Annotated in this window: 11 protein-coding genes; 3 read left to right on the top strand and 8 right to left on the bottom strand. The window is 63.3% G+C overall.

Annotated features, from left to right (window positions below; all coding sequences use genetic code 11):
- Positions 1-332 precede the first annotated feature (332 nt).
- Positions 333-599 (top strand): GSU3128 family (seleno)protein, encoded by a 267-nt coding sequence (locus QAT43_RS11140; RefSeq protein WP_305043149.1) that lies wholly within the window; start codon positions 333-335, stop codon positions 597-599.
- Between the two features lie 63 nt (positions 600-662).
- Here the strand turns inward: QAT43_RS11140 and QAT43_RS11135 are convergent, their stop codons facing one another.
- The 7 genes from QAT43_RS11135 to QAT43_RS11105 form a co-directional block, all read right to left on the bottom strand.
- Positions 663-1967: a (Fe-S)-binding protein gene (locus QAT43_RS11135; protein ID WP_305043148.1), complete on the bottom strand. Its 1305-nt coding sequence runs from the start codon at positions 1965-1967 to the stop codon at positions 663-665.
- Positions 1954-3387: an FAD-binding oxidoreductase gene (locus tag QAT43_RS11130; protein ID WP_305043147.1), complete on the bottom strand. Its 1434-nt coding sequence runs from the start codon at positions 3385-3387 to the stop codon at positions 1954-1956. The genes QAT43_RS11135 and QAT43_RS11130 overlap by 14 nt, the downstream gene beginning before the upstream one ends.
- Positions 3388-3411: 24 nt before the next feature.
- Complete coding sequence (locus QAT43_RS11125; RefSeq protein WP_305043146.1) at positions 3412-3921, bottom strand: universal stress protein; 510 nt, start codon at positions 3919-3921, stop codon at positions 3412-3414.
- A 30-nt stretch (positions 3922-3951) separates the two neighbouring features.
- The gene (locus tag QAT43_RS11120) at positions 3952-5289 is read right to left on the bottom strand and encodes a TRAP transporter large permease (protein WP_305043145.1); all 1338 of its coding nucleotides are present in this window, start codon (positions 5287-5289) and stop codon (positions 3952-3954) included.
- Between the two features lie 15 nt (positions 5290-5304).
- Complete coding sequence (locus QAT43_RS11115; RefSeq protein WP_305043144.1) at positions 5305-5808, bottom strand: TRAP transporter small permease subunit; 504 nt, start codon at positions 5806-5808, stop codon at positions 5305-5307.
- 92 nt (positions 5809-5900) lie between these two features.
- Entirely contained in the window at positions 5901-7052 is a 1152-nt protein-coding gene (locus QAT43_RS11110; RefSeq protein ID WP_305043143.1) for a TRAP transporter substrate-binding protein, read from the bottom strand.
- A 45-nt stretch (positions 7053-7097) separates the two neighbouring features.
- On the bottom strand, positions 7098-8249 hold the full coding sequence (locus QAT43_RS11105; protein ID WP_305043142.1) for a TRAP transporter substrate-binding protein: 1152 nt from the start codon (positions 8247-8249) through the stop codon (positions 7098-7100).
- Between the two features lie 440 nt (positions 8250-8689).
- Between QAT43_RS11105 and QAT43_RS11100 the strand changes: the two genes are divergently transcribed.
- Together QAT43_RS11100 and ldhH are read left to right on the top strand one after the other, a co-directional pair.
- The gene (locus QAT43_RS11100) at positions 8690-9253 is read left to right on the top strand and encodes a LutC/YkgG family protein (protein WP_305043141.1); all 564 of its coding nucleotides are present in this window, start codon (positions 8690-8692) and stop codon (positions 9251-9253) included.
- Positions 9254-9326: 73 nt separating this feature from the next.
- Complete coding sequence (ldhH, locus tag QAT43_RS11095) at positions 9327-11480, top strand: L-lactate dehydrogenase (quinone) large subunit LdhH (RefSeq protein WP_305043140.1); 2154 nt, start codon at positions 9327-9329, stop codon at positions 11478-11480.
- A gap of 85 nt (positions 11481-11565) precedes the next feature.
- Here the strand turns inward: ldhH and QAT43_RS11090 are convergent.
- The coding region (locus QAT43_RS11090) for a response regulator (RefSeq protein ID WP_305043139.1) at positions 11566-11880 on the bottom strand (315 nt) is incomplete at its 5' end.

Below are 11880 nucleotides of genomic sequence, written 5' to 3'. Positions count from 1 at the left end.
CCACCCGGCATTCGAGATGGGGCAACAGGGGCAGCCGCAGGGTTCTCTCCGCGACCACGCCCCACAGCTCGCGGCGCGGCGCGCCCCACTGCCGCCCGCGCACCACCCGCGCCTCATCGGGCAGGCGCTCGCGCGCCGCCTGGTCAAACTGGGCCAACTCCATCTGAAACATGAGGTTGAATTCTCCCTGGCACCGAAGCAAAGTCTTATCATAACCGCCACTTGCAGCCCGCCCCCGGTTGCAATCGGGGAATCTTGCTTTAACCTGTGTTAAATGTCACAGCCGCAACGGCAAAATCAAGGAAGAATTCCACCAGAGACGGAGACGATCCATGAAAACACGCAAGAAAGTCTTTGAATTCGAATACGAGGAAGTGCTGGAGGTGAAAACCCGCGAACTGATCCGCGTCGCCTGCGCGGTGGCGGTGGGCTGTCCCGACTGACTGAAGAAACACTTCGCGGTCGCGAAGGAACACGGCGCCACCCCGGCGGAACTGCGCGAAGCCCTGGCCTACGGCATCATCGCCCCGGCGGGTCGGGCCAAGAATTTCGTTCTGAGCCTGGAGGAGCAGCTGGGGCTGGACGAGCGATCAGAGTAAAAAAATCGCCCGGCGGGAGGAGGACCGCCGGGCCAAAGGGAGAGAGGGCTTGCTGTTGCGGGATCAATCGGGCGGCAGGGCGCGACCGAGGAGTTCCATGAGGTGCAGCACCTCCTGGGACAGGCCGGCCTCGCGCACGCCCCAGGCCAACTGCAGATGGCAACCGGGATTGGCGGTCACCAGGATGTCGACGCCGGTGGCGCGGGCGTTGTCGAGTTTGCGGTCGAGCACCTTGCGGCTGTCCTCGGCGTATTTGAGCCCCCAGGTGGCCGCCGAGCCGCAGCACCAGCTCGCCTCGGCCATCTCGCGCAGCTCCACGCCGGGAATCTGGCGGATGATCTGGCGCGGTTGGGCGCTGATGCCCTGGGCGTGACAGAGGTGGCAGGGCTCGTGGTAGGTGACGCTGGCGCGCACCTCCCGCAACCCCTCGGTCCGCAAGCCGACCTCGGCGAGAAATTCTGAAATATCGCGGATCTTGGCGCGGAAGCGAGCCAGCTTGTCATGTTCGGCGCGCTCCTCGAGAAGTTCTTCGTATTCCTTGAGGGCGGCGCCGCAGCCGGCGCAATCCGTCACGATATAATCCACATCCTGAGCAAGAAACAGATCGAGGTTGAAGAGCGCCAGCTGCCGCGCCGTTTCGCGATCGCCTTCGGAGAGATGGGGTGCGCCGCAGCATTTGGTGTCCTTGGGCGTCACCACGTCAAAACCCTGATGGGACAGCACCCGCACCGTATTGCGCGATACGTTGGGATACATCAGCGTCATCACGCAGCCGAGGAAAAAGCCGACGCGCCCGCGTTTTTCACCCCGGGCCGCGACCACCTCGGGCAGTTGCGGGCGCAGGGGCTTTTCCAGGCGCGGCAGCATGCCCTCGGCTTTTTGCATCCACTCGGGACCGAGCTTAAGCACCTTGAGGTGGCGCACCAGCCACTGGATGCCGAGGCGCTGGTAGAGGCGCGTGGGCAGCATGGAGGTTTCCAGCAGCTCGGGCGAGGGCACCATCTTCCGCAGGATGAACTCGCGAAAGGCCTTGCCCATCTTGCCCAGGGGATAAAAGGCATGGGCCTGGCTGCGGCACACTTCCATCACCTCGCCCGCGCGCACCCCCGAGGGGCAGGCGCTGGTGCAGGCGCGGCAGTCCAGGCAGAAAAACGCCTCTTCCTTGATGGTCGGGGTGAATTCCAGTTTCTTCTCGGCCACCGCCCGCGCCAGGGCGACGCGACCGCGCGGACTGGAACGCTCGCGCCCGGTCAGGGCATAGGTCGGGCAGGTCGGTAGACAGAAGCCGCAACGCATGCACTGCAACACGTCGTCGTAATGGGGCGCGTCCTCGACTTTGAAGTTGCCCAGCGGCTCAGTGGGAGACACGGAAACCCTCCTCCACATGGGCCTGCGTGCAGGGATCACCCTCGTCAAAAATCTTGCCGGGGTTGAGAATGCCCTGCGGGTCGAAGGTCTGCTTGATGCGCTTCATCACCTGCACACCTCCGGGACCGATCTGGCGGGCCAGATATTCCTTCTTGGCCAGGCCGATGCCGTGTTCGCCGGAGACGGTCCCGCCCCAGGCCAGCACCTGCCCGTAGAGCTCGTTGTAGAAGGCGTGGGCGCGCTCCATCTCATCGTGGTCGCGCTCGTCGCACAGGACCGTCGGGTGCAGATTGCCGTCGCCGGCATGGCCGAAGGTGCCGACCTTGAGCCGATATTTTTCCGTGAGGCGCTCGATCTCGTCGAAGGTCTCGGCCAACCGCGAGCGCGGCACCGTGGCGTCTTCGAGCAGGGTGGTGGGCGACACCCGCGCCAGCGCGGAGAGGGCGGTGCGGCGTGCCGCGGCCAGGCTCGCGGCCTGGGCGGCGTCACGCGCCACATGGATTTCCGCGGCCTTGACCTGCTCAAGAATCCGGCGCACCCCCTCGGCTTCTTCCGCCACCGGCGCCGGATGCCCATCCACCTCGATGAGCAAAAGCGCCGCCATCTGGCGCGGCAGGCCGATCTTGACGTAATCCTCGACGCAGTTGATGGTGGCGCGATCCATGATTTCCATGGTTGAAGGGATGATCTTGGCGGCGATGATGCGCGACACCGCTTCGCCCGCCGTGCGGGTGTCGTTGAAATAGGCGAGGATGGTGCGCTTGTCCTGGGGCGGCGGAATGAGCTTGACGGTGATTTCGGTGACGATGCCCAGGGTGCCCTCGCTGCCCACCAGCAGATCCTTGAAACCGTAGCCGGCCACGTCCTTGACGCTCTTGCCGCCCGTGGCGATGAGGCCGCGGTCGGCGAGCACCCCCTTGAGGGCCATGACGTAGTCGCGCGTCACCCCGTATTTGAGGCCGCGCAGGCCGCCGGCGTTCTCGGCGACGTTGCCGCCCAGGGTGGAGATTTTCTGCGAACCCGGATCGGGGGGATAAAACAGCCCCTTGGCCGCCACCGCGTTGAACAGATCAAGGGTGACGACGCCCGCCTCGGCGGTGGCGGTGAGGTTCTCCTCGTCGATTTCGAGAATGCGGTTCATGCGCGTCAGGCACAGCACCATGCCGCCCTTGACCGGCACGCTGCCCCCCGACAGACCCGTGCCCGAGCCGCGCGGCGTAAGCGGCAGTCCCTCGCGCTCGGCGATCTCCATGGCGGCGATCAGCTGTTCGGTGGTGGTCGGATAGACCACCACCTCGGGCAGATGATGCACGCCGGGCGTCGAATCATAGCCCAGGGTGAGCAGATCCTCCTTCTCGTGCAGCACGTTGTCCCTGCCGAGCTTTTCCGCCAGATGATCGATGGCTGTCTTGGAAATCATGGATAGCCCCTTCCTGCGCGATGCCTAGAAACCTTCCTCGTGATAGCCCTCGGGAATGCGCACCAGCAGCACGGGAATCTCGGAGCGGTGCATCACCTTGTTGGCGGTGTGGCCAAGCACTGCATCGCCGATGACCGTGTGCCGGTGGGTGCCCATGACGATGAGATCGGCCTTGACCTCACGCGCCTGAGCCATGATCTCGTTGGCCGGATGACCCTCGACCACGCGGATTTCCCCGACCAGGCCGGCACCGCTCGGCGCGTGGCAGACTTCCTTGTCGCACAAGCGCTGCACCCGCTCCTCGATCTTCTTGCGCGCATGCTCGCGCGCCTGCCGGTGGATCCGCTCGGACTGCTGCTGGGAGATATGCAGCTCGATCAGGTGCTGACCGAAGGTCGACAGGGGCTCCATGGCATGCAGGATGACGATGCGCGCGTCATGTTTTTCCGCCTCGGCCAGGGCGTAACGAAAGACATGAGGGGCGCCGGCCCCCAGGTCCGTGGCATAGAGAATCGTCGCGATTTTGGGCAGCATGGTTTGGCCTCCTCCCGGGTCTGCTCAGGTTTAACCAAAAAACACCTTGGGCAGCCAGGTAATGATTTGCGGAAACAGGATCATCAGAATTAGACCGAGAATCTGGATGGCGACAAAGGGCAGAATGCCGCGATAGACATCGGACATGGTGTATTCCGGCGGCGCCACGCCCTTGAAATAAAACAGGGCGTAACCGAAGGGCGGCGTCAGGAAGGAGGTTTGCAGGTTCACGCAGATGAGCATGGCGAACCACAGGGGATCAAAGCCCAGATCCATGGCGATGGGGGTGAAGATCGGCACCACCACCAGCAGAATCGCCGCCCAGTCGATGAACATGCCGAGGATGAACACCACCAGCATCATGATGCCAAGCACCACGTAGGGGCTTACGTCGAGGCCCAGCAGCAGGTCCGAAACCACCCAGCCGCCGCCCATGCTCAGAAACACCACGCTAAACAGCTTACCGCCGACGAACAGCATCATGATCATGGCGGTGGTGCGCAGGGTCGCGCGGCTCGCCTGGGTGATCACGTCCAGATTGAGTTTGCGGTTGCACAGCGCCAGAATCAGCGAACCCACGCAGCCCAGGGCCGCCGCCTCGGTGGGGGTGGCCATGCCGGCGAGAATGGTGCCCATGACGATCAGGATCAGGCCGAAGGGCGGCACGAAATTCTTGGCCGTCATCATGACTTTTTGCCCCAGGGTGGCGGTGCGGTCCTCCTTGGGAATGGGCGGCCCCATCTTGGGATTGATGCCGCAGCGCACCATGACGTAGAGAAAATAGAGCCCTGAGAGCAGCAACCCGGGAAGGATGGCCGCGGCGAACAGGTTGCCCACGGAAGTCTCGCGCAGGCCGGTGAGGCCGCCGTAGACCACCAGCATGATGCTCGGCGGGATGAGGATGCCCAGGGTACCCGAGGAGCAGATGATGCCGGAGGCCAACCCGCGGTCATACCCACGACGCAGCAGTGCGGGCCCGGCCATCAGGCCCATGGCCACCACCGAGGCGCCGATGATGCCGGTGGTGGCGGCAAACACCGTGGACACCAGAATGACCGCCATGCCCAGGCCGCCGCGCAGACCGCCCATGACGATGTAAAGCGCGTCGAACAGGCCCTCGGAGACTTTGGAGCGATCGAGAATCTGCGCCATGAAGATGAACAGCGGCACCGCCACCAGGGTGTAGTTCTGCATCAAACCCCAGTTGTTGTTGGCGAACAGATCCATCAACGCCATGACGTTGAAGCCGTTGTCGATCAGGCCGAACAGGGTAGCGACGGCCGCCAGGGTGATCGCCAGGGGATGCCCCAGGGCGATGGCGAGCACCAGGGTGCCGAACATGAGAACAGTAAGAATTTCCGGGCTCATGAAAAAGTTTCTCCCTTAGGTGCGGTCGGACTGGCGCAGCGCCTGCCAGTCATGAATCAGCCGGGATACGCCCTGCAGCAGCAGGAGCACAAAGCCGACGGCCATCAGGGCCTTGTAGGGATACAGGGCCGGTGCCCAGGAGGTGGAGGCCTTTTCCAGATGCCCCCAGGAATCCCTGGCGTAGCGCACCGAACCATAGGCGAGCAGACCCACCGTGGGAAGGAACAGAATCACGCCGACGATCAACCGTAGGATGGCCCGCGGCCGCGTCGGCAGACGCGCCTCGAAAACATCGATGGCCACATGCCCCTCATGCCTGAGGGTGTAGCCGAAGCCGAGCACGAAATGCACCCCGTAGATGAAATTGGTGGCTTCGAAGGCCCAGATGGTCGGGGCGTTGAACAGGTAGCGGGCAAAGACCTCGTAGGCGACCACCAGCACCAGCGGCAAAATGAGGTACGCCGTGAGACGCCCGGTGTATTCGCTGAGAGCGTCGATCCCTTGGGCGAGTTTGAGCATGGGGGAACTCCGTTGGCGGGCCGCGCCCGCCGAAGAATGTCGGCGCCGGATCCGGGAATAATCACTCTCCGGGTCCGGCGCCGACCGTCAGGTTACTGCAGGTGCTTGCCCTTCAGGTAATCCTCGATGGGCCAGGGAGCCACGCGGCTGCGCTGCTCGCGCCAGTCGGCGAAGTCCTTCTTGAACTGCTCCTGGCTCTCCAGCGCCTTTTTCACGTCGGGATGCTTGGCCATGAGTTCATCGAGATACTGCTTGGTGGTCTTGGCGAATTCGTTGAGGGTTGCGTCATCCATGGTGACGAACTCGACCTTGGCTTTCATCTGCCTGAGGGCGTCGGCATTGAGGTTCTCGATCCAGGCGTTGGACCACAGCTGGGTCTCGGCGGCGGCAATCTTCACGATCCACTGCAGATCGGCAGGCAGGGAGTCCCAGGCCTTCTGGTTGATGATGATGTCGCACTGGAAGCCGGGCTGGTGCACGCCGGGGGAGATGACGTACTTGGTGATGTCGTCGAAGCCCATGGGGAAGTTGATGGCCGGGGTGGAGTATTCGGCGGCGTCGATGACGCCGCGCTCCAGGGCGAGATAGACCTCGCCGCCGGGCAGGGGCGAGACGCTGGCGCCCAGCTGGTTCATGATGTCCATGTACCAGCCCACGGTGCGCAGGCGCATGCCCTTGAAATCAGCCATGGTCGAAGCTTTTTTGTTGGAGAACAGGCCCATTTCCTGGCCGGTCTGACCGGCGGGCAGGGCGAAGATGCCGTAGGGCTTGTAGAGCTCCTGGAGCATTTCCAGGCCGCCACGCTCGTAGAGCCAGATGTTGTAGCCCTCGGCGTCAAGGCCGAAGGGCACCGAGGCATAGGCGACGAAGGCCTCGTTCTTGCCTTTCCAGTACAGGGGCGAGGAGTGAGCGATTTCCGCCGAGCCCTTGCTGATGGCGTCGAACACTTCGTTGGCGCCGACTAGCTCGCCGGCGGAGAACAGGCGGATTTCCAGGCGGCCGCCCGAGGCCAGGCGCACCGAATCGGCGAAATGCTGGGCGATGTCGTAAAAGAGCATCCCCTTGGCCCAGGGCATGATCATCTTCCAGCGGAAGGTTTTGTCGGAGGTTTCCACCTTGAGGCGCTTGGTTTCCTCGTGGCGCTTGTCGACACCGAACTTCTCGCGTTTCTGGGCAAAGGCCTGGGGCGCGCCCACCAGCATCAACACCAGCAACATACTGACCCACATCCTGACTTTCTTCATCCGTCTTGTCTCCTCTCCTGGGTTGGGTTTAACACAGCCTGCGCGTTAATGCAGGTGCTTGCCCTGGATGTACTGCTCCAGGGGCCAAGGCGCGACGCGGCTGCGCTGCTCACGCCAGTCGGCGAAATCCTTCTTGAACAGCTCCTGGGAATCGAGGGCCTTTTTCACATCGGGATGCTTGGCTTTGAGATCCTCCAGGTACTGCTGGGTGGTCTTGGCGAATTCATTGAGGGTCTTCTCGTCCATGGTGATGAACTCGACCTTGCCCTTCATCAGGTTGAGGGCCTGGGCATTGAGATTTTCAATCCAGGCCTTGGACCAGAGTTGAGTCTCGGCGGCGGCGATGCGCACGATCCACTGAAGATCGGCGGGCAGGGAATCCCAAGCGGCCTTGTTGAAGACCACCATGTTCTGGATGGCCGGCTGATGCACGCCGGGGGAGATGACGTACTTGGTGATGTCGTCGAAACCCAGGGGATAGTTAAGCGCGGGGGTGGAGAACTCGGCGGCGTCGATGACGCCGCGCTCCAGGGCGAGATAGACCTCGCCGCCGGGCAGGGGCGAAACGCTCGCGCCCAGCTGGCTCATGATGTCCATGTACCAGCCGACGGTGCGCAGGCGCATGCCCTTGTAGTCCTCCATGCTGGTGGCCTTCTTGTTGGAGAACAGCCCCATCTCCTGGCCGCTTTGGCCGCAGGGGAAGGGCACCAGGTTGTAGCGGCCGTAGAGCTCCGTGGCCATGTCCAGACCGTCGCGCTCATAAAGCCAGATGTTGTAGCCCTCGTCGTCGAGGCCGAAGGGCACCGAGGCATAGGCGACAAAGGCCTCGTTCTTGCCCTTCCAGTAGCCGGACCAGTCGTGCATGACCTCCGCCGAGCCCTTGCTCACCGCGTCGAAGATCTCCATGGCGCCGACCAGCTCGCCGGCGGAAAAGACGCGGATGTCCAGGCGGCCGCCCGAGGCCAGACGCACCGAATCGGCGAAATGCTGGGCAAAGTCATGCCAGAGGATGCCCTTGGACCAGGGCGTCACCATTTTATAGCGGAAGGTTTTATTGGAAGTCTCCACCTTGGCCCGCTTGGTTTCCTCGTGGCGCTTGTCGACCCCGAACTTCTCGCGCTTCTGGGCAAAGGCCTGGGGCGCGCAGATCAGGGTCAAGGCGGTCAACAGGGCGACCAGAATCCGGATTTTCTTCATCGCTTCCTCCTCTGACTGGGGGGGGGAACTGCCATAATGGCCGAGGGACACCGGCCAAACGACCCAAAGATAAGACCTTGAACTGGTCTTACCAAAACGTAAACAAAACCATAGCCGAAGGACTGGGTGGCGTCAAGGCAAAAACAAAACGTCGTTTTCAACAAATTTTGGAAAAATTTCCCGATCGAGGATAGAATTTAATCTTTCGCGCTATGCAAGAGGCGCCGCCCAAGGTGCAATTTGTTTGAAAAAGTCACGGCGGGCGCACGAACCAATCGGCATTTCCCAAGCGCCGACCCACGCGTAGATGGCGCCGGAGCGCCGAAGAAAATCCCTCCCGCCGGGGGACGCAAATAAACGTTGTTTGCCCTTGACAGGAAAAATACCCTAAACTAGGATCTTAGCAACTGGTAAGACCACTTTTTTTGGAGATCCTTGCCATGTCCAGCGCAGACCTTCTTCAAGCCTTTCGTGAAGCCGCGATCCGCGTCGGCGCCCAGGTCAAGTTTTTCAGCCAGGCGCAGGAAGCGGCCGCGTACATCAGCGACCAGGCCGGGGGCCTGATCCTTGTGCCGCCAAGCCCCGCCCTTGAGCGCCTCGACCTGGCCGGCGCCCTGCGCAAGCGGGGCTGCGACCTGGCCTCCCGGGATTTTCGTGTCGTCGCCCCCCAGGCCCCCGCCGGGGTGTCCGGCGCCAATTTCGCCATCGCCGATACCGGCACCATTGTGCTGGAAAGCACCGACGAGGCGACGCGGCTGGCCACCACCTTGCCCGAGCGGCACTTCGTGCTGCTCGATCCGCGCAAGATCGTCGCCGACGGCCTGGCCGCCATCCCTTGGGTGCGCCGCCTGCAGCAGCGCCGACCGCGCAGCTTTCTCGCCTACATCTCCGGCCCCAGCCGCACCGCCGACATCGAGCGGGTGCTGACCATCGGCGTGCACGGCCCCTGCGAGCTGCACATCCTGCTGCTGGACGGCCTCTCGGACGACTTCCTGGAGAATTAGTCGGACCCGTCCGAATTGTCCGGCCCGTCGGACAGGTCTGACAAGTCGGGCGTCTTGAACCTGGAGAGCTCCCATGAACAAGCAGCGCACCCAAGACTACAAGCAGCGCATCGACCAGGCCCTGGCCAAGCCAAAACTGCAGGAGGCCCTGCACAAGTTCGGCGACGCCTACCTGGTCTCGCGCGCCAACGCCTTTGCCGGCCTGGATTTCGAAGCTTTGCGCCGCGAAATCGGCGCCATGAAGGATGAGGTGCGCGACAACCGCGAGCAGCTGCTTGCCCAGTTCATGGACAATGCCCGCACAACCGGCGCCATCGTCCATCTGGCCAAAACAGCCGAGGACGCCAACGATTACATCGCCGACCTGGCGCAAAAACGCGGCGTGAAGACCGTCGCCAAAAGCAAGAGCATGGCGAGCGAGGAAATCCATCTCAACGATGCCCTGGCCAAAGTCGGCGTCAAAGCGGTAGAAACCGATCTGGGCGAGTGGATCATCCAATTGGCCGGGCAGCGCCCGAGCCACATGGTGATGCCGGCCATCCACATGTTCAAGGAGGAAGTGGCGGAGCTGTTCGGCAAAGTCACCGGCAACAGCGAGCCGGCCGAGATTGCGCACCTGGTGCGCGTAGCGCGCGAGCAGCTGCGCCAGACCTATTTTGATGCCGAGATGGGCATCACCGGCGCCAACATCGCCGTGGCCGAAACGGGCGGCATCGCCCTAGTCACCAACGAGGGCAACGCGCGACTGGCCGCCACCCTGCCCAAAATCCACGTGGCCCTGGTGGGCATCGAGAAATTGGTGCCGACCCTGGAGGATGCCGCCAAGGTCATCCGCGTGCTGCCCAAGAACGCCACGGGACAGTTTCTCACCAGCTACGTCACCTGGATCACCGGCGCGGTGCCCTGCGGAGAGGGCGAGAAGGAACTGCACATCGTGCTGCTCGACAACGGGCGCAGCACCCTCGCCGAATCACCCCACTGCCGCGATGCCCTACGCTGCATCCGCTGCGGCGCCTGCGCCAACGTCTGCCCCGTCTACCAGACGGTAGGCGGCCATGTGTTCGGGCATATCTACATCGGCGCCATCGGCATCATCCTCACCGCCTTTTTCCATGGGCTAGACAAAGCCGCTGAGATCGTGCGCGCCTGCATCGGCTGCCGCGCCTGCGTGGCCATCTGCCCAAGCCACATCGACCTTGAGGGCATCATTCTGCACCTGCGCTCGGTGATCGGCGAGGAGGAAGGCATCGGCGCGGCCAAATCCATCGTCTTCAAGAAGGTGATGCGCAACCGCAAGCTCTTCCACAGCCTGGTGCGCGCCGCGAGCCTGCTGCAAAAGCCGGTGAGCAAGGGCGAGCGCACCATCCGCCACCTGCCCGCCTATTTTTCCTCCTTCACCGAATGGCGCACCCTGCCGACCATCGCCGCCAAGCCCCTGCGCGACCTGCTACCGCAGGTGCCGCAGAAGGTGGATCAGCCGCGTTACCGCGTGGCCTTTTTCGGCGGCTGCGGCAACGATTTCATCTACCCCGAAATGGGCCTCGACCTGGTCCGGGTGCTCAACCGCCTGGGGGTCGCGGTCTACTATCCCGAGGAGCAGAACTGCTGCGGCATTCCGGCGCTCTATTCCGGGGACCGGGAAACGGCGGTGGAACTCGCCGAGCAGAACGTCAAGGCGCTGCTCGCCGAGAATCCCGACTACGTTGTGACCACCTGCCCGACCTGCACCATGGCCCTGCGCCGCGACTTCGTCGAGCACCTCAAAGACAATCCGGCCTGGGCGCGACAGGCCGAGGCCCTCGCCGAAAAAACCCTGGATGTCTCGGCCTTCATCCATAACGTGCTGGAGGAGCGCATCCCCGCCGGCACCGCGTCCGAGAGTGAAACGGTCACCTATCACGACTCCTGCCACCTGCGCCGCGGCGCCGGGGTGTGGCAAGAGCCGCGCGCCCTGCTGGAGGACGCGGGCTACCAGCTCAAGGAAATGGCCCGTGCCGACCGCTGCTGCGGCTTCGGCGGCTCCTACTCCTTCACCAGCCATCCGCCGATCTCGCGCGAGATCACCAAGGACAAGGTCAACGACATCGCCGCCAGCGGCGCAGCCGTGGTGGCCATGGACTGCCCGGGCTGCCTGATCATGCTGCGCGGCGCCCTGGAAAAACGCGGTCTGCCGGTGCGCGCCGCCCACACCATCGAACTGCTCGCCGAGCGCCTTGACCGCGACTGAGCCCTGCCCTGCTGAACGCAAAACGCCCCCGGCCTTGCTGGACAAGGCCGGGGGCGTTTTGCGTTGCAACCTGGGCGCGAGGCGCCTACTTCAGGCAGTAATCGTCGATCATCGCCACCAGGGCATGGATCTGCGGCTTGCTGATGTGGCCGTCGGCGCCGACTTCGTCGCACTTGTGCGCGAGTTGGTCGTTGATCAGGGAGGAGAACATGATCACGGTGAGATTTTTCAGCACGGGATCGGACTTGATGCGCTTGCACAGGGTCAGCCCATCGAGGCTCGGCATCTCGATATCGGAGATCAGCAGGTCGGCGAAGGCGCGCAGGTCGCGGCCCTGATGGGCCGCCTCGGCCTTGAGCAGCTGCAGGCCGTTGTAGCATTCCTCGCCGTTGATGAAGGT

Source organism: Geoalkalibacter sp. (assembly GCF_030604225.1).
Taxonomy (GTDB): Bacteria; Desulfobacterota; Desulfuromonadia; order Desulfuromonadales; family Geoalkalibacteraceae; genus Geoalkalibacter.
Note: the sequence above shows the minus strand (reverse complement) of the source record. Positions and strands in the feature narration are given on the sequence as shown.

Excerpts from the sequence above, each read along its gene's own strand:
- QAT43_RS11130 (WP_305043147.1), bottom strand. The coding sequence starts at position 3,387 with ATGATTTCCAAGACAGCCATCGATCATCTGGCGGAAAAGCTCGGCAGG.
- QAT43_RS11125 (WP_305043146.1), bottom strand. The coding sequence starts at position 3,921 with ATGCTGCCCAAAATCGCGACGATTCTCTATGCCACGGACCTGGGGGCC.
- QAT43_RS11120 (WP_305043145.1), bottom strand. The coding sequence starts at position 5,289 with ATGAGCCCGGAAATTCTTACTGTTCTCATGTTCGGCACCCTGGTGCTC.
- QAT43_RS11115 (WP_305043144.1), bottom strand. The coding sequence starts at position 5,808 with ATGCTCAAACTCGCCCAAGGGATCGACGCTCTCAGCGAATACACCGGG.
- QAT43_RS11110 (WP_305043143.1), bottom strand. The coding sequence starts at position 7,052 with ATGAAGAAAGTCAGGATGTGGGTCAGTATGTTGCTGGTGTTGATGCTG.
- QAT43_RS11105 (WP_305043142.1), bottom strand. The coding sequence starts at position 8,249 with ATGAAGAAAATCCGGATTCTGGTCGCCCTGTTGACCGCCTTGACCCTG.
- QAT43_RS11100 (WP_305043141.1), top strand. The coding sequence starts at position 8,690 with ATGTCCAGCGCAGACCTTCTTCAAGCCTTTCGTGAAGCCGCGATCCGC.
- ldhH (WP_305043140.1), top strand. The coding sequence starts at position 9,327 with ATGAACAAGCAGCGCACCCAAGACTACAAGCAGCGCATCGACCAGGCC.